At 47.2% G+C, this 24,082-nt stretch carries 20 protein-coding genes; 1 reads left to right on the forward strand and 19 read right to left on the reverse strand.

Annotated features, from left to right (window positions below; genetic code table 11):
• Positions 1 to 138: 138 nt before the first annotated feature.
• The 18 genes from GNG27_RS03045 to hpaB all read right to left on the reverse strand — a co-directional run bounded on the left by GNG27_RS03045 (position 139) and on the right by hpaB (position 22,261).
• A complete protein-coding gene (locus tag GNG27_RS03045) occupies positions 139 to 894 on the reverse strand; it encodes a YafY family protein (protein WP_156262841.1) in 756 nt (251 codons plus the stop codon).
• A gap of 206 nt (positions 895 to 1,100) precedes the next feature.
• Positions 1,101 to 2,345, reverse strand: coding sequence for a capsule biosynthesis protein (locus GNG27_RS03050; protein WP_113412065.1), 1,245 nt, complete (start codon positions 2,343 to 2,345; stop codon positions 1,101 to 1,103).
• An 89-nt stretch (positions 2,346 to 2,434) separates the two neighbouring features.
• Complete coding sequence (locus GNG27_RS03055; protein WP_231600421.1) at positions 2,435 to 4,336, reverse strand: capsular polysaccharide biosynthesis protein; 1,902 nt, start codon at positions 4,334 to 4,336, stop codon at positions 2,435 to 2,437.
• 101 nt (positions 4,337 to 4,437) lie between these two features.
• Entirely contained in the window at positions 4,438 to 5,235 is a 798-nt protein-coding gene (gene kdsB, locus GNG27_RS03060) for a 3-deoxy-manno-octulosonate cytidylyltransferase (protein WP_156262843.1), read from the reverse strand.
• A gap of 89 nt (positions 5,236 to 5,324) precedes the next feature.
• Complete coding sequence (gene kdsA, locus GNG27_RS03065; RefSeq protein ID WP_156262844.1) at positions 5,325 to 6,122, reverse strand: 3-deoxy-8-phosphooctulonate synthase; 798 nt, start codon at positions 6,120 to 6,122, stop codon at positions 5,325 to 5,327.
• Between the two features lie 96 nt (positions 6,123 to 6,218).
• Positions 6,219 to 7,595, reverse strand: a complete 1,377-nt coding sequence (cpsG, locus tag GNG27_RS03070; protein ID WP_156262845.1) for a phosphomannomutase CpsG — start codon at positions 7,593 to 7,595, stop codon at positions 6,219 to 6,221.
• 105 nt (positions 7,596 to 7,700) lie between these two features.
• Positions 7,701 to 9,149 (reverse strand): mannose-1-phosphate guanylyltransferase/mannose-6-phosphate isomerase, encoded by a 1,449-nt coding sequence (locus GNG27_RS03075; RefSeq protein WP_197090555.1) that lies wholly within the window; start codon positions 9,147 to 9,149, stop codon positions 7,701 to 7,703.
• 3 nt (positions 9,150 to 9,152) lie between these two features.
• On the reverse strand, positions 9,153 to 10,688 hold the full coding sequence (locus tag GNG27_RS03080) for a glycosyltransferase family 1 protein (protein ID WP_197090556.1): 1,536 nt from the start codon (positions 10,686 to 10,688) through the stop codon (positions 9,153 to 9,155).
• A gap of 2 nt (positions 10,689 to 10,690) precedes the next feature.
• Entirely contained in the window at positions 10,691 to 11,845 is a 1,155-nt protein-coding gene (locus GNG27_RS03085) for a hypothetical protein (RefSeq protein WP_156262847.1), read from the reverse strand.
• 446 nt (positions 11,846 to 12,291) lie between these two features.
• Positions 12,292 to 13,581, reverse strand: a complete 1,290-nt coding sequence (locus GNG27_RS03090; protein WP_156262848.1) for a DapH/DapD/GlmU-related protein — start codon at positions 13,579 to 13,581, stop codon at positions 12,292 to 12,294.
• A gap of 153 nt (positions 13,582 to 13,734) precedes the next feature.
• The gene (locus tag GNG27_RS03095) at positions 13,735 to 14,730 is read right to left on the reverse strand and encodes an SIS domain-containing protein (protein WP_156262849.1); all 996 of its coding nucleotides are present in this window, start codon (positions 14,728 to 14,730) and stop codon (positions 13,735 to 13,737) included.
• Between the two features lie 64 nt (positions 14,731 to 14,794).
• Entirely contained in the window at positions 14,795 to 15,997 is a 1,203-nt protein-coding gene (locus GNG27_RS03100; protein WP_156262850.1) for a sugar transporter, read from the reverse strand.
• A gap of 15 nt (positions 15,998 to 16,012) precedes the next feature.
• A complete protein-coding gene (locus GNG27_RS03105) occupies positions 16,013 to 16,663 on the reverse strand; it encodes an ABC transporter ATP-binding protein (protein WP_156262851.1) in 651 nt (216 codons plus the stop codon).
• A 10-nt stretch (positions 16,664 to 16,673) separates the two neighbouring features.
• Positions 16,674 to 17,474: an ABC transporter permease gene (locus GNG27_RS03110; RefSeq protein WP_156262852.1), complete on the reverse strand. Its 801-nt coding sequence runs from the start codon at positions 17,472 to 17,474 to the stop codon at positions 16,674 to 16,676.
• A 54-nt stretch (positions 17,475 to 17,528) separates the two neighbouring features.
• Positions 17,529 to 19,292: a polysaccharide biosynthesis/export family protein gene (locus GNG27_RS03115; protein WP_103798363.1), complete on the reverse strand. Its 1,764-nt coding sequence runs from the start codon at positions 19,290 to 19,292 to the stop codon at positions 17,529 to 17,531.
• Between the two features lie 17 nt (positions 19,293 to 19,309).
• Positions 19,310 to 19,684 (reverse strand): hypothetical protein, encoded by a 375-nt coding sequence (locus GNG27_RS03120; protein ID WP_032174571.1) that lies wholly within the window; start codon positions 19,682 to 19,684, stop codon positions 19,310 to 19,312.
• 484 nt (positions 19,685 to 20,168) lie between these two features.
• Positions 20,169 to 20,681 carry a 4-hydroxyphenylacetate 3-monooxygenase reductase subunit gene (locus GNG27_RS03125; protein ID WP_156262853.1) on the reverse strand — a complete coding sequence of 171 codons (513 nt, stop codon included), beginning with the start codon at positions 20,679 to 20,681 and terminating at the stop codon, positions 20,169 to 20,171.
• Between the two features lie 17 nt (positions 20,682 to 20,698).
• Positions 20,699 to 22,261 carry a 4-hydroxyphenylacetate 3-monooxygenase, oxygenase component gene (hpaB, locus tag GNG27_RS03130; RefSeq protein WP_142488119.1) on the reverse strand — a complete coding sequence of 521 codons (1,563 nt, stop codon included), beginning with the start codon at positions 22,259 to 22,261 and terminating at the stop codon, positions 20,699 to 20,701.
• Positions 22,262 to 22,637: 376 nt separating this feature from the next.
• On the opposite strand from hpaB, the gene GNG27_RS03135 reads away from it, so the two are divergent.
• Positions 22,638 to 23,093, forward strand: coding sequence for a hypothetical protein (locus tag GNG27_RS03135; RefSeq protein ID WP_156262854.1), 456 nt, complete (start codon positions 22,638 to 22,640; stop codon positions 23,091 to 23,093).
• Positions 23,094 to 23,189: 96 nt separating this feature from the next.
• On the opposite strand, the gene hpaA is transcribed toward GNG27_RS03135, so the two are convergent.
• Entirely contained in the window at positions 23,190 to 24,080 is an 891-nt protein-coding gene (gene hpaA, locus GNG27_RS03140; RefSeq protein WP_156262855.1) for a 4-hydroxyphenylacetate catabolism regulatory protein HpaA, read from the reverse strand.
• Positions 24,081 to 24,082 lie beyond the last annotated feature (2 nt).

Here is a 24,082-nt window from a genome sequence, read left to right on the forward strand (position 1 = left end):
TGCTGAGGCGATCTTGCCAGAGCCTTACGCGCGTAAAGGAGGGTAAATCGGTGAGTGGTTGTATGGCGGGATGAGCGGTCTACAGGGAGGGCGAGTGGTTCAGGCTCGCCGTCAGTGGGGAAAATTGTGTGAGGAGGATCACTCTACTTCGGTTAGCTCCGTTGCCAGATAGCTTTCCAGGATGGCGACAAACTTCTGCTTAAGCCAGGCCGGTTCCAGCACCTGAATGTTGGGCAGCCAGTAGAAGAGCAGCGGCAGGATCTGGTTCTCATGTGCGGCCTGGCAGCGCAGGGTGATCCCCTGCTGTCCGTCGCTCAACGTCTCCTGACCGGGCAGCAGATCGCGACGCTTAAAATAGTGCGCCATGCTCGCAGGAATAAATATATCCACCTCGAAAGTCTCTTCGCTGACCCAAGGCTCAAGGCTGGTTTCAACTAATTCGAGGATCTCATTATCCGGAATAAAGTTTTCGCTGCGAATATCCAGCCACTGGATCAGGCTCAGGCTAAATGATTTCAGTTTGTTATTATCAGTGGCTTGTAAATAACAGAGGTTATTTTTGTTAATTAGTTTATAGGGTTTAATCAGTCGCGATTTATCTTTATACAGGATCTGGCAAACTTGCCGGTGCTTAATGGCTTTTTCCAGGGTCGGTAACAGACGGTGCATCGCGCCGGGTGCGTCAGGCACCTGAAGAGCATGAATAAGCCGGTACTGCCCGTCTCCGGTGTGCTCCACTATGGGCGAAAGGGCATTCAGATCGCGATAAACCGTGCGCTCAGTGATATTAAATTTATGCATCAATGCCTGGCGGTTAACCACGCCGTGTAAATGGAGCTCCAGCAGAATATCAACCAACCTTTCAGCCGAGCGACTCCTGGTCGGAATTGTCATATATGCTTTCCCGTTATTTAAGCCATTGCTGTGAACATTATGCCGGTGCGGCTGACAAAATATGTCAGTACAGAATTCGGCATAAAAATTTGTCTTAGGTTATAACGGCCAGAATTGGGATAAACATTAGGAATTTTTACAGCGGCGGGATAAAAGCGCGGTACAGATCGGATCCGCCGGGGCAATTTCCCCGGCGTGGAGATGAATTAGCGTTCGAGTTCGGAATCGGCAAGCGGTGTCGTCAGGGGAATTTCTGTCGGGATGTTCAGCCAGTCGGACTTGCCGTAAAAGACGGCGTTGATCTGCGTTTGATAGAGCAGGTGGGTACGAAAACGCTGGAACAGTTTTGCATCGGGAGCAAAATCCGCCTGCCAGAACTGGTTCAGCGGCCCCTGCCAGGTTAACCCTTCGATGTCGTACAGCGCTTTGCCCATCACCTTGAGCGGCTTGTTATGGATCAGCGCCGACAGGCCGGCGGTGCTGTTCACGGTGATGACGCCCCGGGTGTGGGTCAGCAGGGCGGGCAGGGAGAGATCGTGGACATAGAGCACCCGGCCGCTGACGTCATACTTTTCGGTCAGCTTGTTAATCAGGATGCCGTAAAAACGGTGACCACGATCCATCGGGTGATGCTTGAACACCAGATAGCGCTCTTTCGACGCATGGCGGGCAAAGGAGCGGATCACGGTTTCGATATAGTCACGCACGTCTTTATACGGGCTGTGATGAATAATCTGGCTGTCGTTGTAGACCTGCAAAATTGCCAGGTAGTACTGGTTATCCAGCTTTTCAGTGATATGGCTCAGCATGTGGCGCTGCTGCCAGCGATACCACAGCTTACGGCGACCGGCGCGGAACCAGCAGCGCATCTCATACCACGGGGAGAACGACTTGTGGTGGCGGTAGCCCCGGTAGCGATGGCGGCCAAACCAGCCCGCCGCATAGTAGAGCATGGCATGGGCGGCACGGTTAAAGGAACTCGGTTTCCACGGCGTTGGGGTTTTCAGCTCCGGCAGCGGCTGCTCGCGATAATACTTCGCATCAATGGGCATCGAGGAGAAGGCATTCACGCCCCCTTTTTCCAGGGTGATGTAGAAGGGACGGAAATAGCCCTCTTCAAACGCCAGAAAATCGATGGATTTGCTGCGCGCCCACTTCTTCGCTTCGATATGCATCGGGCGACAGTCACCAAAACAGACGATGGTGTCGAAGGGGTAGGTTTTATGTAACTCGCGCAGCCAGAAGGCAAAATTTTTTACTGAGCCGGTGTAGTGCAGCGCGGTCTCTTTCGCGGCATACCATGAGTCCCCGGCATTAAAGCAGACCTGCTTCACTTCACGCTTGCTGCTCTGCAACCAGCTTGCCAGACGTGAAAAGCAGGGGCCCATCGGTCCTTGTAATAAAAGATATCGGCGGCCATTCAGCAGATGGCGGATAGCTTGCTCTTCCATTTTTTTTCCCAGATCGGTTCCGTTGATGAGACAGGTGAGTTAACGGCTTGATGACCGTTTTTCTTTAATAAATCGGGATAAATAGTGTGCTAACGAAATGTTTGTGCCAGATAGCTCAGCTTGATCTGCCAGCGTTGCCAGCGGCTGGCCTTCTGCGATGAGGAGTTTCCCTGCGCTGCCAGCTGGCGGATCAGTTGTTCCGGGCTCATCCACAGGCCGCTCTGCCAGTCGATATAGCGCGGATAGGCGACCAGCGTCAGGTAAACCAGTGCCGCCAGGGGCAGGGTGCGCTGACGGCGCTCCGCCGGATGGATATCTTCGGTCAGCCCCCAGCCGCTGTAAAACGGCTGGCCCCATGTGGTGACCTTCACTCCCTGCACCAGCGCTTCGAACCCGCTGAGGGAGGTCATGGTATGCAGCTCATCCACATGGGGATAGAGACTGGTGAGGCCGAGATCCAGCACCTGGCTGTCAACGCAGCGTGCCAGGCATTCGGCCGAGATGGCACCGGCCCGGTTTCCCGCCACCACGTCCGGATGCGGTTTAAACAGGATATGCGCTTCTGGCCGGGCGGCACGCACGGCCCACAGCAGCTGTTCATTGCTGCGAATGACCGGACTGCCGGTGAGGATTGAGGCATCGCCATCGACCTGGCCCACCACCAGCACCAGCGTTCGCCCGTCGGCAGGCGGCGTGAATGGCTGCACGGTGCCGACGTTATACTTGCTGACCCCATGCTGGCGGAGCAGATCCACCAGTGCGGCGCCGCGTCCCAGCGCCTGTTCGCTGAGCTGCTGCTGGTTGAGCAACTGCTCCAGCCCGCTCGGACGGCGGCTGTCGAAGTAGATCCCCACCGGGTCGATGGAGAGCGAGGAAGGGCGGCACAGGTTCGAGCCCAGTCCCCGGGAGCGGATAAAACCATCCTCCACCCGAATTGCGTTTGCCAGTTCGGGATAACGACTGCCCCACACCAGCACCTGCTCGTCAGCGGCCAGCCGTTTGGGCGGGGTGCGCACAAAGCGCAGCTCCTCAGCCAGCGGCTGACAGAAGGCGCGCATAAAGGCGCGTTTCCACAGCGAGAAGCCCACCATATACAGACGGCGATAGCGAGGGGCCGGATTCAGCTGATCCGCAATGACCTCAAGCACCTGCTCCACTTCGCAGCGCTGGCCCAGCACCGGATCCAGATAGCGGGGATAGAGGATCAGCGCCGCTGCCACCAGCTGCGGCAGGCTGACCTGCGCCTGGCGACGCGGGCAGGATTTGCTGTCATGGGTCAATCCCCAGCCGGCGTAAAACGGCATGCCGAAGCACCAGACCGCTTTGCCCAGCAGCAGGGCTTCAAACCCCATCTGCGAGGAGACGGTATAGACCGCTTCCACCTCATTCAGCAGGGCATGGGGATGGCAGTGATCGATGACCCTTTCCACGTCATCCAGCTGCATCTGCGCCAGCACGCCGCGCTTCTTGCCCAGCCGGGTATCCGGATGGGTACGCAGCAGCAGGCGGGCGCCGGGGTGGTTACGCCGCGCAGCGGCAACCATTTCAACAAAATCTGCCTCGCTGGCGAGCGCGCCGGGAATGGAGAGATCCCCCGCCACCTGGTCGATCAGCAGCACCTTAGGACGGGCGTCGCTGTGCAGGCGGGCGGCCAGCGCATCGGGTAGAGCGCTGCCCGCGGCATAGCAATTGTACTTGGTGATGCCAAGACGCAGCAATTCGCTGGTCAGCGCTTCAGCCCGCGCCAGCAGCGCGGTATCGCACGGGGTGGCGATCAGCTGCTCAAGGCGGCTGGGCTGGCGAGCGTCGTAGTAAATGCCCACAGGATCGGCGATCAGGGAGACGGCCTTGCCGCCTCTGGCGGGGTGGCCAATATAACCGATAAAGCCATCTTCCAGCTGCCAGTACGGCAGGCCGAGGTCCTGGGCTTTCTGTTTTATTTGGCGGGTATTGGCTTTTTGGCCCCAGCCAGCAAAAAGATCTCCAGCCATTACGTACGATGGCGATGAATAACGCTCAACATTCTGCCCAAGCAGAGGTGCAAGCTGTTGACGGCGGGAATATACCCCTTTGCTGCTGACCCAAATCGTCATTATGCCGTTGCAATCTCAGCTTCGAAATGACGTTGGATACGTGCCAGATCTTCAGGGGTATCAACACCGTGAGGAGGCGCTTGCTCTACACGGGCAAGGGCAATCTTGATGCCATGCCAGAGCGCACGCAATTGCTCTAACGACTCCAGTTGCTCTAAAGGAGAGACAGGAAGATGGCTGAGCGATTTCAGGGTGCTGACTTTATAAGCGTACAAACCAATATGGCGGAGCCAGTGCGATGTTGCGTTAGTCAGGGCTATGTCTGCACCTGTTGATTGTAATTGTGCAAATTGATCACGATCCCATGGGATAGGTGCGCGAGAGAAATAGAGCGCCTGACCAGCGGCATTCGTTACGACCTTCACGCACTGAGGAGCCATGACTTGTTCGAAATCCACAATAGGGCAAGCCAGAGTAGCAATGCCACTTTCCCGATCGGCCGCCAGGGTATCAGCAGCAAGTTGGATAAGGTGTGCAGGAAGGAGAGGTTCATCGCCCTGTACGTTGACCACGATTTCAGTATCAGCCCATCCCTGCAATGTTGCGACCTCGGCAAGCCGGTCGGTCCCGCAACTATGATTAAGGTCGGTCATTACTACGTTGGCACCAAATTCCTTAGCGACTCCATAGATTCGTTGGTCATCGGTCGCAATCCAGATATCGTTGGCCGGAATACCCGTTTCCAGTGCGCGTTGCCAGACGTGCCATATCATAGGATGTTTACCTATCAGGGCCAGGGGCTTGCCAGGTAAACGACTGGAACCATATCGAGCTGGAATTACGATTTTGTAAGACATAAAAAATCCACAGAATTATTGTCAGGACGTGCGAAAACCAGAGCATATACAGTGACATGCCCCGGTGTTTGAGAGCAGTACGCAAGTACTTAAATCAGGGTATCTTCCAGAAAACGATGAGAACGAGTGACCTGATCGAGCTCTGCTAATACAGTCAGCATCTCTTCCATAACAGAAAGAGGCAGCATGTTAGGACCATCACTCAGCGCTTTTTCTGGATCTGGATGGGTTTCCATAAAGAGACCATCAACACCTACTGCGATGGCTGCACGCGCCAGAACTGGTACAAACTCACGTTGACCGCCGCTGGTGGCACCCTGGCCGCCTGGCTGCTGTACCGAGTGGGTTGCATCGAAGACGACTTTACAACCGGTGCGGCGCATAACTGGCAGACCGCGCATATCGGAGATCAGAGTGTTATAACCAAAGGAGGTGCCACGGTCGCACAGCCAGATATCCTGGTTGCCAACTTCATGACATTTCTTAACCACCTGCTCCATATCCCATGGTGCCTGGAATTGACCTTTCTTGATGTTCACTGGCTTGCCACAACGCGCGACACGCTGAATGAAGTTGGTCTGACGAACCAGGAAGGCAGGTGTTTGCAGAACATCAACTACGGAGGCAACTTCTTCTACCGGAGTATCTTCATGTACATCGGTCAGTACGCGTAAGCCGTAGGTCTCTTTCACTTTTTGCAGGATTTGCAGACCGCGTTCCATACCGGGGCCGCGGAAACTGTCGGTAGAACTGCGGTTAGCTTTGTCAAAACTGGATTTGAAAATGTATTCCATACCCAGTTTATCGGTGATTTCTTTTATACGTCCGGCAACATCCATGACGAGTTGTTCGGATTCAATGACGCAAGGGCCTGCTATAAGAAACATTTTAGCTCCGATGTTGCTTGCTTTGTAAAAATTTCCAATAAAATTTTAGCTGTTTTACTTACTATTAACTCTTAATAACTTATTCAGATAAAATATCTATTTAGATTTCAATATATGAAGTATTTCATCTGTTTTTTGCTTCATTAACATAATATCTGAGCGCGATTCAACGTTCAGACGTACAACAGGCTCAGTGTTGGAAGAGCGTAAATTGAAACGCCAATTGGAGAACTCTAGGCTAATCCCGTCAGTTTCGTCTACCAATAGTGCATCGGAACCATAGATTTCCCGTACTCTATTAATAGCTACCATCGGCTTTTCCAGTTTAAGATTGATTTCTCCTGATGCAGGATAGGCAGCTATACGATCGCTCACCAATTGCTCTAACGTTTGCTTTTTAATGCAAAGAAGTTCTGCAACTAATAGCCAAGGAATCATGCCGCTATCACAATAAGCGAAGTCTCGGAAATAATGATGAGCACTCATCTCACCTCCATAAATTGCATCCTCTTTACGCATACGTTCTTTAATAAAGGCATGCCCTGTCTTTGACATGACTGGCTCACCGCCTGCTGCGTCGACTACATCCTGAGTGTTCCAGCATAAGCGTGGATCGTGGATAATTCGTGCTCCAGGTTGCTTTTGCAGAAATGCCTCTGCTAATAAGCCTACAATGTAGTAGCCCTCGATGAAGTTGCCCTTTGCATCAAAGAGAAAACACCGATCAAAATCGCCGTCAAATGCGATTCCCATATCAGCCTTATGGAGCCTTACCGCATCTGAAGTATCCTGACGGCATTCAGGTAACAGTGGGTTAGGTATTCCATTAGGGAAATTCCCATCTTCTTCATGGTGTATTTTGATAAGTTCGATTGGAATAGAAAGCTTAGTAAATTGCTTTTCAATCGCATCAATAATATGCCCAGCGGCACCATTACCACTGTTAACAACCAATTTCAGAGGTTTAAAGTTAACAGGGGTGATATAGCTCATCAAATGTTTAACATAGTCATCAACAATCGAAATTCGCTTGTAGCTTCCGCGTTGTGCTTCATCGACCGTTGCGAAATGATTATTTTCAGCCAGACGTTGAATTTCACGAAGCCCTGTATCACCACTGATGGGCTTAGCGCCCTCGCGTACAAGCTTCATTCCATTATAATCCATAGGATTATGGCTGGCAGTTACTTCAATACCACCATCTAGCTGTAGATAAAATGTGGAAAAATAAATTTCCTCTGTGCCAGCTAAACCAATATCAAGTACATCAACACCAGCATCCTGTAGACCGCAAGCAACAGCAAGTTTTAAGTCTTCGCTGGTCAGGCGGACATCTCCGCCTACAACAACAGTCTTGGGTTTTAAAAATTCACCGTAAGCTCGACCAATTCTATAGGCAATATCTTGATTCAGCTCTTCCCCAAGGCGGCCACGAATATCGTAAGCTTTAAAGCAGTTAAGTTTATTAGACATACTATATAATTCAATTAAGTGTGGATAGTTTGGCACAAATATTAATATTGGTGTAAAATTACATTCGCTAATAATTAATTGGTTTGTGACATATATTTAATGAATTTATACTCGACCGTAACGATCTTCTAAACGTATAATGTCGTCTTCACCTAAATAAGCGCCCGTTTGAATCTCTATGATTTCCATTGGGATTTTTCCAGGGTTTTCTAATGCATGAATTGTGCCGACAGGTATATAGATTGATTGATTCTCACCTACTAGCTGTATATTATCACCGTAAGTAACTTTAGCTGTTCCAGCCACTACAATCCAATGTTCAGCTCTGTGGTGATGCATTTGAAGAGACAATTTCTCTCCAGGTTGAACGGTGATGCGCTTAACTTGATATCTATGACCAATATCAACGGAATCGTATTTCCCCCAAGGACGATATACCTCACGATGTGTACGATACTCAGTACGTTCAGTTTTCTTTAAATAATTAACAATATGCTTTACTTCCTGAACCTTATCTTTAGCGGCAACCAGCACAGCATCTTTAGTTTGCACTACGACAATATTCTCAATTCCTACAGTAGTCACAAGGCCACTTTCAGCAAACACGTAATTATTGCGGCTATCATGATTTACCACATCGCCACGTTGCACATTTCCGTATTCATCCTTCTCAGAGATTTCCCAGAGAGAGGACCATGAACCAACATCACACCATCCAGCATCCAGAGGCACCACAACGGCATCTGAGGTTTTTTCCATTACCGCATAGTCTATGGAATCATCTGGGCATGCCATAAATGACATTTTGTCGACGCGAATAAAATCCATGTCTGGATCAAGATTACCGATGGCCTGCTGGCAAGCTGTAAGGATATCCGGTCGATGAAGTTTCAATTCTTGAAGGTAACGACTAGCGCGGAAAAGGAACATACCGCTATTCCAGTAGTAATCGCCATTTTCGATATAATAGCGTGCAGTATCGATATCTGGTTTTTCAACAAATTTCTCAACGGCAAATGCAGGACTTATGCTTTCTCGTTGTCCTGAATCTACAGAATGAGAAACAAATTCATATTTTTGACCGCGCTTTATATAGCCATAACCAGTTTCAGGAGATGTTGCTACTATACCAAAAGTCACTAATTGTCCATTATCGGCAAATGGCATAGCGGCTTCGATGGCATGCCTAAAAGCGTTTTCATCTTTTATAACATGATCTGCAGCCAATACCAGTAGCAAAGGGTCCTGACCGTTTGCTACAGCCGTAAGTGCTGATAAAGCAATTGCAGGAGCTGTGTTTCGTCCGACTGGTTCTAAAATAATGTTATGAGCCAGCATTCCCATTTGACGTAGTTGTTCGGCAACAATGAAACGATGCTCTTCATTGCAAATCACTTGAGGATTTGTACATTGTAACCCTGCCAAGCGCGTAATTGTACTTTGCAGCATTGTCATATCGCTTTGCAATTTTAAAAATTGTTTGGGATATAATTCGCGTGATAAAGGCCATAAGCGGCTACCATTGCCACCGGCCATAATAACTGGAGTAATCATAAATTAGTATCTTTCTAATTTTTTGCCGATATGTTGAAATAACCAAAATTTAGAATCTAAGAAAAATTTTTGAGGGTCTTTTTTGAATTTTTGCACTTTTCTTCTAAAACGAGTTTCTTTATGCTGTTCAACATAATTATCGTGTAATTGTTTATTGGTTTTATGCGCTATTTTAAAAGTGCTGGCAAGATCCTTTTTATTCACAGGATTGTGATAGGATCTACTAGCTTCAACGGAGGCTAAGAATCTATCAACTTCTAAAAAACTTGTCTCCCAGTCCGGAAGTGAAAAATCGTTAATTAATTCTTTTAATTGGTCCCTATATTCATCATTATTATTAATTTCCAGTATCTCATTTTGCCATTTAACTGCATCTATAGGGTTAATATATGAAGCTAGCATTTGTCCACTTTCGTGAAAAGCAGGTATATCAGAACAAACAACAGGTAACCCTAGAGCTAGAGCTTCAACGAGAGGCATTCCCCAGCCTTCGACGAAAGAAGGGAACAGCATTGCTTTAGCTCCTTTCAAAATATCAACTAGCTGTTTGTCTGAAACTCCAGATAATTCAATAATATATGGCTGTATCGAAGGGCTTCTCTCAAGAAAGTCGACCACACCGTCTACGTTCCAACCTCTTTTCCCCAATATTATTAGCTTAGGTATATCTTCTATGCCATTTTCAACCATGCTTCTCCATATTTGGAGTAACATTAAATGATTTTTTCTTGGTTCAATAGTAGAAACTGTGACAAAATAGTCTTGGGATATTGAAATCCCTTCTTTTAAACTACATTCTTTTTTCTGATGAGTTTGATTCAACAATTTGATAAAAGAGTCTTCTACTCCTATGTAGGCTATATGTATAGGTGGTACCCGTAATGAGTTTTGTTGGCAAAAACTAATAAAACGCTCTTTAGTATAATTTGAATTTACAAGAATGGCGTCACTAAAGTTAGCCATTGCTGCAACTCTTGTCGTGTGATTTTTATCATCACCAATACGAACATACTCAGGAAAATCAATAGGAATAATGTCATGTAAATAAAATATTATTTTCAATTTTCCAAGTGTTTTAAATACATAATATGCGTCTGCATGTCCTACACCATGATGTGAAGTATTAACATAATACCCATCTTTATCCCTATTACAAGAAAGTATATCCATGAGACTGCCGTCCACAGCCTTAAACTGACCTGGGGTAAACTTAGATGTTAATGTTCGGAAAAATGTGGGTTTGTTAATATTGTCGTTTTTATTACCTATTGTGCTTTTATAGATAGCAGATAGTTTCTTATCGCATTCCGATTCAATATGATTTGTAATCCATTTACCATATAGAAGCTCAATTAATAGCTTGGCTGTTTTAGATGGAAGGCAATAAAATGTTGCATCCTTCTGATAAATGAATTTTTTGTCAAAATTTTTATTTATGTAATGATATGCATATCTGATATCAACTCTGTCTATTCCTGTAGGGGTGGGCGCAGAGTGCCGTGCCAATAACCTTGTCACATCATAGTAAACTATATCCATGATTAGCGGCCCCATTTCATATTTAGGTTAAATTTCATCGCGCCATCGAATGCATTTGGAATTGTTGGAATAAATGTCGGGATGATTTCTGAGCCTAAAACATAATCCCAAAACTCTCTTTTCATTGCATCTTGATAAATAGGATAATAAATATTGCTCTTTTCTTGACTGTTCAAGCAGAAATAGTTTTGCTTAGGTAAAATCCATTTTGTTTTAATATCAAAATATTTTGCTTCTGTTACACTTCCTGAGGATAAACTTGCAACCAAATCAAATCTTCCACAGCCAAATGCATCATATACGTTTACATCTATCCATTCACAATTTTTTATTTTAGAAACAATTTTCTTCAATGCATCTTCACTTTTAGAATGCGGATGACGTTTATAATATACTTTAGGATAGATACTGCTTAATTCAATAAGTGCGTTTTCGACTGTTTCTTCAGTTGCAATAGTACCATTGCAAATAAGAGATGAATCTATTTCAATTTGCCCCATGAACAAGGCACTATCTTCAATTGGTAATGTACCACGCATTATTCTGGTGGTTCTTGCGCGAGACACACGAGCAAAATCATAAAAAACATCTTCTGCGATTTTTACAGCACTAATTTTTTTCCTCCACTCTTCTACATTCGTTCTAATACCAAACATATAATCAGGAAGAAATCTAACCGGATGGATTGAAAAGTCAATGTACGGGATATTATTTTTGTTAAAAACCTTTAACATTAAAGGCGATGCTTCAAAGCAAATAACTAAGGAGTCTTTATAAGATTCATAAAGTATGGGTTCAAGCTCATCAAAAAACTCGTTGCCTTCATATATAGCAGCCCAACTTTGACTTTCTAATGGCAGTCCACAAGATGAGTATACCTTCCATCTTATACTGTCATAACCGCCAATATCACCATGCTCATAAATTACAGCTTTTTCATCAATTGATAATGTTTTACCAATGATATTCGCGACCAAGTTTTTCATCCATTCAGCATTTATTCTTTGTGGATTAATATGTTTGTCATTATTTCTGTCATCGATTTTTAATATATCGCTGGTGACGATTATTTTTTTGATATTATTAGTGATGGTCTGAATGTTGCTGGCGACGGGTGTAATATCAATGCTATTTTCAAGTGTGTCAATGGTACTCATTAATTCTTTCCTTTTAAAAAATTTAAGTTTTAAGTATTAAAATAAAGTCATTCCAACCAATTTTTATGGTGATTATTAGACAGTCTTACTGATTTTTACTAACTGATCCGGTTTGTTTGTTTTATAAAACATAATAACCTCAAATAAATTGATTATATTGCTTTTATTACAAAGCATTTATAGGATGTTCTAAAGCAGAGTTTGCTGGTATTAGGTTGTAATTAGATGAAAATTAAGAAAATTTGTTTGATTCGCTAGGTTGCGAGAGGGATAAACTAACTTTCGTAATTACCTATAAATTTGCTTCCGTTAAATTTTACAATAGATCATCGAAAGTGCGCATGATAAAAAATACGTATAGTAATTGATATAATGAAAGTTAGGGCGAGTTAAAATAATATGCATTCATATAACTTATGTTATTCAAAAGATATATATGATAAATATTACTTTATATCCCCAAAAATGGAAGTGAATTTTTCATAACACTGGTTTGATGGATGAATCCCGTTGTCAATTATCCATTCTTTAATTTCTTTAAAATAAACACTAATGTCAATTGTATTCATATGATATCTTTTTTTTATATCATTATAATTCCATATAGGATGGCTGTATTTTCCTTTTTCATCAAAATATTGTCCTTTTTCTTTGTTTAAACATTCCCGCCCATATAAACACCAAAACCAGAACTTTACTTTCCCTTCAATTGACAGTTTATCTAATGCTTTTAAGCCTAGTTTGTAACATTTTTCAGAGGTGCTATCATTAAGTATATCTGGTCTAATAAATCTCCCATCTTTTGCGTTTCGATCTACTGCAACGTTGCCGATTCGGAAATCAGGTACAAACAAAATTACATCATCAAACCATTCTTTCCACCATTCGATTAAATTAATAAGTTGGTCGCTGAATAATGACATAGCTGGTATGGGTATAAGATGGCTGTTCGCAGGAATAGATACCAGTCCATTGTTATATTTCGAAAACCATAATGAAATATGAGATGGACCAACTATAAGTTTTTTAGACGTGTTTAAAGAAATAGTATTTCTATAGGTGTTTATATGTATTTTCTCTCGCTTTAATAATGGGAGTTCTGTACATAAAAGCTTTTCTATTAGAGGGTAATTATCAACATAATCATTTAAATTAATCAGCTCATGACTCTTAAGAGAAGAAATGTCTTTCATCCACCACTTATTATTAACTAGTTTATTAATAATGAACTCAGGAAATCTAAAGCCGGTTACCTTTGCTGGTGAGCCTGAAGCAATTGCATAAGGAGGTATATCTTTATTTACAAAAGAATTAGGCTGAATAATTGCGCCATCACCAATTTTACAACCTTCAGATATTGTGGAGTTTCTACCGATGAAAACATCACTACCAATAAATGTGTATTTATCTTGTTCGTAATAATATCTGCTTTTTATATTTTCGTAGTACATATCTGCAGCAGATATGTTTATATCATGTGAAAAGGCATGGGTGGATAAATTACCCGGTTTTCGATTAGGATATCCGATATGCACGCCTTCTTCAATGGTAGAGAACCTACCTATGAAAGCGTTTAAGCATATTGAGTTGCTAACAATAATAGAATAAGCACCGATATGAAAACGCCCTTTGATTATACCCTCTATCACGCAATTTTCTTCTAGCCAGCCATCGCCGGATATGTTTTTTATGTCTTCTAACTCAATACTTTTATCTTTAAGAAATAGCATATCCATTACTTTACCTGACCTGTTTTAATGAAGGGTTTTATTTCTTTTTTAACGGAGGGAAAATAATTAACTTTATATTTCTTTGTAATATTAATAACTTTTTTGTAGCTCAATTTTATGTAAGTGAATCTTCAGAAAGAATGTTGTATAGAGCCACTATCAACTATAAAAATCAACCAATCCTACAGCTATATTGTTGTCATCGATTACCAAAAGTTGCTTAATTTGATGGTTTCTCATTAATTCTTCGGCATCACTAAGCATAGAGTACTGAGAAGCCATAATCGGATTTTTAGTCATAATGTCAATGGCTTTGCACGTATTCAAATTAAAATCAGTTCTTGACATAGCACGGCGTAAATCGCCATCGGTTATTACTCCTTCTAAAGAATTATCTTGCACAACTAAAGCGATGCCGTGTTGGCCTTGCGTCATCGCAACAATCACTTCTTTGAGTGTAGTTGTAGGGTGCACTTTGGTTAATCTTTCACTCATTACATCTTTTAAACGGGTAAGCAGACGACGACCCAAACTGCCCCCAGGATGAAATCTGGCAAAATCGTTAGGCATAAAGTGACGCTTATACATCAAAGCCGATGCTAATGCATCACCGATCGCCATAGTTAATGTCGTGGATGTTGTTGGAGCAAGATTGTTAGGACAAGATTCACAATGCATTCTGATTTCCAAAATCGCATCCGCATTTTTTGCTAATGTTGAATACATCCCGCCGGTAATAGCAATAATAGGATTATTAAAATTTTTAAGCGAGGGGATTAATTTTAATATTTCATCTGTTTCGCCACTATTTGATATCAAAATTATAACATCATCGCGTGTGATCATTCCCAGATCACCATGAAATGCTTCCGCTGGATGAACAAAAAAACTCGGAGTGCCTGTCGAAGCTAGTGTCGCAGACATCTTACGTCCAACATGACCCGATTTACCCATACCACAAACGATAATATGTCCCTTACATTGAATCATTAAGGAAAGGGCTAATTTATATTGTGTTTGGTTAAATTCTGCAGATAAACTCAGCAAAGTATCACCCTGCTGTTTAAATGTCTGTTGAATGCTTTCAATAATATTACCGTCAAAAGGAATTTCATCATAAAAACTGCGAACATCCATTGTTTGTTGGTTTTTCATAATGTTAACTGCTCTCATTCAGTTAATTTAAATGTCTTTATAGTATTGAAATAGTAATTTATTATCAGTCTTGATGTTCACGTAAGGTGGCAAGGATCATTACTACCAATCCATAGATCAGGCACAACAGTACCCCGATAGTCGCCAAGTTATAAAGTCGGCGTGGATATTCGGCATCCTCTGCAAGCGTTGGCTGACTCACAACTAATAAATGTTTAAGTTTTCGGTATGCCTCAACTCGGGCTTGTTCCAGGCTGATCAGTCCGCTTTTATAAAGATCCACAGCTAGGGTAGCTTGAGTTTGAACATCCATATATCGAGCCGTAACTTCATTCATAGCATTTTGATTTGTGCCAGTCAGCCTGGCTTTTTCTTGTGCTAGTTGCTCAGTAAGAGCTTCCGCTTTGGCCTTAACCGAAATAACAGCTGGGGCTGTGTCCTTCATATAACTCTGCAGCTGTTTTAGCTGAGCTTGCTGGCTCGCCAATTCTCCTTCAATTTGGCTGACCACACCTAACCGGGCCGTACTGGTTAATTCCGGACTGATCAGATTATTTTTGTTTTGAAAATCAATAACCTTTGCTTTTTCATCCTGAACACGTTGATAGGCACGATCGACTTCTTTTTCGACAAAGGCCAGCTGTTCTAATGCCACCTGATGTCCGAGTTTATTGATAAAGCTTTCTGACTCCTTCAGCATTAGGCTAACAACATGTTGACCATACGCAGGATTAAATGCCTGTAATTCTATTGTCAATACGCCAGAGAATTCATCAAGGCGTAAGGTAAGATGGTCTCGATAATATTTGATGAATTCTTCTTGGCTAACGTTCTCCGACAAACGGGAAAAATAATCTACTTTACGGCTCTGATAATGGGCTTTCAAACCAAACTCTTTATCCAGTTTTGCTATTAGATCTGGAGAATTGAGATAGTCTTGGATTAGAAGAACGTCCTCATGATTGCTACCGCCTAGACCCAGCATTGACAGAGTGTCGGGCAACATTTTAATTTGGTCTGCCTGTTTGATGACTATCTGTGCCCGGCTTACATAACGATCAGAAGCGATTACTCCAAAATAGAGTACAGCAATAATAAAACAGGCAAGCACCCACATGAAACTTCCAAGTTTAAGACTTTGTTTCCAGGATTTTTTTGCAAGACGATAACCACTGGAATCAATAATGAAATTTTTTGGATTGTTTTTTAATTTATGCAATTTGCGCATCATACCTGATGCTTTCTTGGTGCGGATTAGATGTGTCATGATTTTATCGGTTGATTATAAATTCTGATAAATGCGGATGGCATCATCGATTTTATCGAATATTTCCAAGGAGCTGTTTCGCAGCAAAATACCCATATCGCATTGTTGGCGTAAATTCTTCATATCGTGTGATACCATAATTAAGCTTGCGGTTTCACGTTTACGATTAAAAGTATCAATGCATTTCTGTTTAAAACGTGCATCCCCAACCGACATGATTTCATCGGTCAGGTAGATTTCAAAATCAAAGGCCATGCTCACAGCAAAAGAAAACTTTGATCTCATCCCGCTGGAGTAACCTTTTATTGGGAGCTCGAAATGCTGACCGATTTCAGAAAACTCTTTTACCCACTCCTCAATAGCTTGCGTATCCCTTACTCCATGAATACGGCAAACAAAGCGGGTGTTTTCTCGTCCGGTCATGCTTCCTTGGAAACCTCCATTCAAGGCAAGGGGCCAGGAGACGCGGCAATGGCGGATAACCTTGCCTTTGTTGGGCATATCCATCCCTCCGAGAAGGCGTAATAGAGTGGATTTACCTGCGCCGTTGACACCCAAAATGCCGATATTGCGATCGCGTGGGAGTGTAATGCTCACATCACGCAAAACATAGTTGCGGCCAAACTTGGTGGGGTAATACTTTGAGACGTTATCCAAAACAATCATGCTGTCTCTCCTAGCTGGCAATCAGTCGACGATGGCTCAGGCGATAACAACTCATGGCAAACGTCAGCAGTATCAGTGTCAATCCAGACAGATAAGTCCAACTGGCATTCGGGCTCGTGTAGCCGGCGATCCAGCCAGATCGTATCAACTCAAGGGCATGCACCAGTGGGTTCCATAAAAACCAATGTTGATATTGTGCCGGTATGCTCGCGAGGGGGTACATAACGCATGAGATAAACATCAACGGCATCATTAACAAGCCGAGGAATTTTTCGGCCTCATTAATTAGGTTACCCGTAATGCAAAAAACGATGCCCAATGAGAACGAAAAAACCATCAACAGCATATACATAAGAATGACTTGTAGCGGGTCATTAGGTACGGCATCAAACCCAAACCACAATAATCCCAAAATCAGAAGGCCGCCGACTATCATGCCTACAATGGTTTCGAGGATAAATCTGGCGATAAAAGTAGAAAAGGGGGTGACCTGCCTATAGCAAAATAACCCATTATTAGCATCAACTGCCGATTGCAGCTTGCTTACCACATTCTTAAAAAAGATAAACGGCAGATAGCCCGCAGTAATAAAGAGTGGTGCAGGCGCGCCACCAAAACCACTGTGCCCGCGCATCCCGAAAATCGCACTAAACAGACCAATCATCAACAGCGGATCCAACAGCGCCCAGGCATACCCCAGTCGGTAACTCCCGAATCGTGTTTTCAGTTCACGTATAAGCAGGCCAAACGTTACATCACGCAGCACCTGGAACGAGCTGCGGGGCGTTTGATTGAGAACAGGTTTAAGCATGAGAAGGCCGATATAACAGAACGGGCCCGCGATGAGGCGAGCCCGCTTTAAGGGTTAATTCAGGACCACGTTGGCCGCCACGGCAACCTGATAGATGACCTGGGTAATATCTTTGATGGACTGCATCATTTTGCTGTCCACTTTCGGCATGACCAGAATCTGATCGCCTGCCATCACATCACCGCCGTCTTTAAACTCCATCAGCCCGTTGGCATGTACCACGGCAATACGCTGGTCGTTCGCACGGTCGGTAAAGCCGCCCGCCCAGGCCACATAGTCTTCCAGAGTGGCGCTTTTGTTGTAGACCACCGCCTGCGGCATCATCACTTCGCCACCCACCTGAATCAGGTCGGTCTTGTTCGGGATCACAATCTGGTCGCCCTGTTCCAGCAGGATGTTGGCAATCACGCCCTTATCCGACACCACCACTTTCCCCAGCGGCTGGATCTTGCGGGCTTTTTCCACGAAGCGCATCACCAGCTCGGCTTCTTTAGTACGAATGGAAGCTTCTCCGTCGGAATTTGCTGGCGCGGTAAACACGCTGCGCTCCAGGCGGTTCAAGGAGTCTTCCAGCATCTCTTTCTGCCGCGCGGCCACGCTCTTACGCATGATGTAGATCGAGCCGTAATCTGCCATGTTCGGGTCAATCGGAATATGGTTCAGCAGATCGTGCAGTCGGGTCTCTTTACGCACGGTGAAGTAAGATGGTCCACGGTAGCTGCCCATCACCTGCACGTCGTAAACCTGGGCATGCATATCGTCGTTGAACAGCACTTTGTCGCCGTCGCTCAGCTGAATGCGGTCAAAATCTTTATACGGCATATAGACCGAGAACGGGCCGCTGGCGCGATCGCCAATTACGCCCACGTGGCTCACCTTCGCGAGCGGCAGGGCGTAATCGATAAGCTCGGAGCCCAGCGCGCTGCTGTTCTTTAACTCGAAGCGGAACGGGTTACGCACTTTACCGGCCACGTTGATCATCGGCCCCTGCGGTTCAACCAGGATCACGTCCTGATCCTTCAGCGCCAGCTTCGGCATTTTGCCCTGCTGCATAAACTCGTACAGGTCGATCTGTTGAATGACCCGGTTCTGACGCAACACCTTAATATGACGGTAGCTGCCGCGATCGGAGTCGATACCGCCTGCGCGTTTCAGGAAATAGAGCACGCTGTCGGAAGACTGGCCGGCATATTGCCCCGGACGGATCACCGGGCCGGTCACAAATACGCTGACCGGCGTTGCTGTAAGTAAATTTACGTAAACATTAACGTTATTGGTAAATACTTCACTGATGTGGCTGGTGACTAAGTTATTGACTTTACTTGCCGCTACGTTTTTTACATTAATCGGCCCGACATCAGGGATGAAAATATTACCCTGATTATCAACGGTGACGACGTTGGAGAAATTGACTGCGCCCCAGATCCAGATATTCAGCTTATCGCCGGGAGCGATCAGGTAATTATCAGTCAGACCGTCACTGCGCTCGGTTTCATAGCCACCGGCAAACAGGTTGGCACCATAAGGAGGGGGCAGACCGGACTCGGACTGCGGGAGTAATTTACGCACGTCGGACTCGCCCGGCAGTAACATGCCCTGGCGGTTTTGCTGCGTAAAAGTCCCGGTGGTAGAGGAGGTGTTCGCCTGACCGCTCATCGCCTGGTCACCGCCGAGTTGCAGTCGGCCGTCGCCGGTATCTGCCGGGGTGTTCATTCCAAAGGCCTGAGCATCTTCCTTAGAAGGGGCGGCAATGGCAGCGCAAGAGGCGCAGGCCAGCAGCAGAATGGCACTCAATTGCCGAAATTTCGTTATCTTCACAACATTTCTCTTCAAAATTATTGAACGGCAAGCAAGTTGCTGGCAGATGCCTGTTCCAGTTGCGGTATCAGATACCAGGTATCACCGTTCTTGCAGGTCACGCCGCGCTGCGACTGGTTGTAATTACGGTTACGCAGCAGTTCAATGCATTCCAGCCCCAGGGCAGAGACATAGCGCTGACCCAGAGTAAAGGTGGTGCCATTGGCGCTAAGAGTAGCGCCCTGCGGCAGGGTGTTCAGAGGTTGTTGCAGGTTAGCTGCCATAGCGTGGAGATCGGTCGAAGCGGCTTGATTTACAAGCGGTCTTGAGGCTTCAACCTGCTTCGGGGAATATGCACAGCCACTCAGGATGAGGGCGAGCGAAATCACCAGAAGGCGAGTTGCGTTCTTCATTTGTAAATATTTTCCATGTATTCGGAACCTGGCGTGTAAATATAAAAATTCGTAGGTACCCGACTGTTTATATTGCCCAAAAAGTTGACCCGAAGGCCAGGGAGCAGAGGCGCATAGCTGAGGAAGTGAAGCAATAAAGGGCAAAAAAAAGGTAGGCTACCGCACGGAAAATGACGATTCCGGTTAGAAAGTGTTCAATTTGCTTTAGGGTGCTGCCATAAAAAAACTATTCAGTAAACAACTAAATCGTTTTTTATTATTCATGAAAGTGTTTTTGTGTGGCGAAGATTACATAAATTTGCAGATTGTGTCATTTCAAATTTCAGAAATCAGCTCTGAAAAAGGGGAAAAGTCCGAAAGACTATTAACTCTGGTGGGGGTGGCAAAAGCGTATATTGGACATTAGTTTCTGATAGTGATTGTTTCAATTTAAGAGAGTGGAAAACAAATAAGCGCCAGCCGAAATTCGGCTGGCGAAGGGGTATTAAACGGTTATTTCTTGTTCAATTAACACCGGATGAAATCTGCGCTTAAAGTAAATCAGGCCGTGTCCCTCCTGGCTCAGGATGATATTTTTGATCGCCACCAGGTAAACCAGATGGGTGCCGATGGTCTGCACCTGGGTTATCTCACCTTCCAGGCTGGCCAGCGCCTCTTTTAATACCGGCTGGGCCAGCTGGCCTTTGTGCCAGCAGGAGAGCGTAAACCGCTCCTCCATTGCCATACCGGTCATCCCGGCAAAATGACGCGCCATTATCTCCTGCTCGTGGTTGAGCACATTAATACACAGCTTGCCGTTGCCCTGAAATACCGGGTTCATGGCGCTGTTAGCATTCAGGCACACCATCACCGACGGCGGGGTATCCGTCACCGAGCAGACCGCGGTGGCGGTGATGCCGCAGCGTCCGGCGTCGCCATCGGTGGTAATCACATTGACCGCCGCAGAGAGGCTGGCCATCGCGTCGCGAAAACGCAGGCGTTGTTCATCATGTTGCATATTGACCTCCCGCTGCGTTATTTCAGCAGCTTGTCGAGCAGGTTGATATCGGTGTTGTTGTGCAGGTGTGGAACCGTCCAGCCGTTCTGGTCGTACTCAGACAGGCAGCGGTCGACCATCGCCATCATCTTGTCCATGTTGCCGGAGGTCTGCGCCTGGCGCAGACACTGCAGGCGGATTTCGTCCTGGCTGCCGGAGTAGTTGATCTCATACAGCTCGTGGCGGCCGCCGAACTCGCTGCCGATGGCATCCCACATCAGTTTCAGGATCTTGATGCGCTCCACGTGGTCCATGCCGTTGGAGCCGCGCACGTATTTCGCCAGGTATTTATCGATCTGCGGGTTGTTGAGATCCCGGGCGCTGGACGGCAGGTAGATCAGGCCGCTGGTGACGTTGCGCTCGATGATATTTTTGATCTTCGCATAGGCCATCGGCGCCATGACGCGGTAGGTTTGCAGCGCCGCGTGATCCGGCAGGTACGCGCCGTTCACCCACGGGGTCGCTTCCGAGCACATGGAGTCGCTCAGCGCCCAGAACATATTGCGCCAGGCCACCACTTCACCCAGATCGGCCTGTACGCCGCGGAACTCGGCCGTACCGGTGCACTCCAGCGATTTTTTCAGCAGGGCGGTGATGAAGTCGAGCTTCACCGCCAGACGTACGCAGGCCTGGAGAGGGTACATTCGCGCGAAGCCGCCCTCCATGGTCCAGCGGCGGCAGCGGTCGAAATCGCGGTAGATCAGCACGTTCTCCCACGGGATCAGCACGTTATCCATCACCAGGATCGCATCGTTCTCGTCGAAGCGGCTGGTGAGCGGGTAGTCGTAAGGGGAGCCGGTCGCGCCGGCCACCAGCTCGTAGGAGGCGCGGGAGATCAGCTTCACGCCTTCGGCATCCATCGGGGCGACAAACATCAGGGCGAAGTCCGGGTTGTCGCCCATCACCTGCGCCGAGCCAAAGCCAATCATGTTGTAGTGGGTCAGCGCCGAGTTGGTAGCGACCACTTTCGCGCCGCTGACGATGATCCCGGCGTCGGTCTCTTTTTCCAGTTTGATATAGACATCTTTCACTTCGTCGGCCGGCTTGTGGCGATCGATCGGCGGGTTGACGATAGCGTGGTTAAAGTACAGGCCGGTTTCCTGAATGCGGGTATACCAGTTGCGGGCGTTCTGCTCGAACTGACCATAAAAGGCCGGGTTAGCGCCCAGCGCACAGCCAAAGGCCGCTTTGTAGTCCGGGGTGCGTCCCATCCAGCCGTAGCTCAGGCGTGACCACTCGGCGATGGCATCGCGCTGCTGACGCAGGTCGTTGGCACTTTTCGCGACGCGGAAGAACTTATGGGTGTAACCGCCGCTGCCGGTATCGGTGTTCCAGCACAGCGTGTCCTGCATGTCGGGTTTGTGTAGCGCATCGTACAGTTGCGCGACCGAGGCTGCCGCATTGCGAAACGCCGGATGGGTGGTCACATCTTTTACGCGTTCGCCGTAGATGTAGATCTCCCGGCCATCCTGCAGGCTTTTCAGGTACTCTTCGCCGGTTAACGGGCGGGTAGTGCTAGCGCGGAAATCTTCAGGTTTCATGGCGACCTCTTCAGTATTTATCGGATATTAAATGTTAAATTTATGTGTTGTTTTTGTTGTTTAATTGAAGCGTGAGAGAGGCGGGACGTGAAGGGACGAATGGGTCAACGACGGGTACTTTTCAGGCGGAGGTGAGAATTGTGATCGGGGTGGGTTTTGCCGGGTGGCGGCTTCGCCTTACCCGGCCTCCGTTCTGTAGCCGCCTGCTTCTGGAAGCATGCTCGCAAAGTTCAAAGTAACCTGATGAAACACAAGGTTTTGACTTTTTTTTATCTTCGTTGAGTCGTAAGGTGCCTGTGTTGCGGCGATAACCGCAGCCGGGCGTGAGAACCTGAAAACACGAGGTAACTTCCATTCATAATGTAAGGAGTGCCTTATGGCTACTATCCCAACCCCGTCTTACTCCCACTTTGAAGAAGACGTTCTCCACCAAATCATTACCCAACCCCTCCCGGCTTCGGCAGATCTCTTCGACGTCGCGGACGCGTGCGCCGCATTTGTTTGCGTCCTCATCGACACTCACGACGATGAAGCAAGCCATGCCCTGTGCGGGCGTTTATTGCAGGCGTTAAACCAGTTTCGCCATCTTTGTGATGAGGATTTGCCGCCGCATCTCATTGAGCAGCTGATCGCGGGTGAAAGCGTAACCTCGTGCATTCCCGATTGCTGGCAGGAGACCGCCACGCTGGTGGAGTATGCCCAGGCGCTTACCCAGGCATTGTTGAGCAATACGCTGCCGCCACCGGTGGCAAAATCCTTAAAAGGGTTGCTGCATGACGTGGTGTATCTGTTGGCGGAATTTGTGAAGGAGCCGTACCTGACCGTGCATTGATCCTGTGCGCTCTGGTTGCCGGGTGGCGCTAACGCTTACCCGGCTTACGATCCGTAGCCCCGGTAAGCGCAGCGCCACCGGGGGAAGCGTGCGCCGTCACGACACCGGCACTTTCTGCGCCCGATACATACTCGGCGAGCATCCCACCAGCCGGTTAAAGAACCGGGCAAAATAGGCCGGGTCTTTAAACCCCAGCTGCCAGGCAATTTCGCTGACCGTGTTGTCGGAGAAGAGCAATAGCCGCCTGGCCTCGCGCAGCTGGCGGTCGAAGATGAGGCGTTTTGGTGGCCTATTGGCGAAGCGGCGACAGATGTCGGTCAGCCGCGACTCGGTGAGGTGCAGTTCGCGGGCAAAATCCGGCACCGTCCAGTGCTGGTGGTAGTGACCGTCAACCATCTGGTTGAAACGCTGGAACAGTTTCAGCTCGCCGCGCATGCCGTTGGCGGCGTGATCGTCCAGAGGGGCGTTGCGCAGCAGTAGGGTAAATACCGCCTGCGCCAGCAGCGCCAGAGTATGTTCCCGCCCGGCAAGCTGGGCGGTGGACTCCCGTTCAATCAGCCGCCAGTAATGAGAGAGCGCCGCCAGCTCGTCGGGTTTATCGGCGAGCGACAGGCAGATCCCCGGCAGCCCGAAGGTCTCCCGGGTGCCGGGATAGAGCACCTCAAGCAGCGGCCAGATCAGATCCTCGTGCACCGTCAGCACGTGGCCGTCGCTGTCCGATTCGGTAAAAAACGCATGCGGCACCGAGGGCGGCGTCAGGACAAACAGCGGGGCCTGCACCGAGTGGCGGTGATCGTCCAGCTGGAGCTCGATCTGCCCGGTATCAAGAAAGTGCATCTGAAAATAGCGGTCGTGGCGATGGGCCTGCATGTCGCGGCCAAAAAAGGCCGCCATACGGCCAAAGGACTGATAATGCACATCGTCCGTTCCCAGACTCTCGTCGTACTCTTTGCTGATGTCGATATTGGCAATCGGGCTCTGGCACATAA

This window comes from Leclercia sp. 119287 (genome assembly GCF_009734485.1).
GTDB classification, from domain to species: domain Bacteria; phylum Pseudomonadota; class Gammaproteobacteria; order Enterobacterales; family Enterobacteriaceae; genus Enterobacter; species Enterobacter adecarboxylatus_C.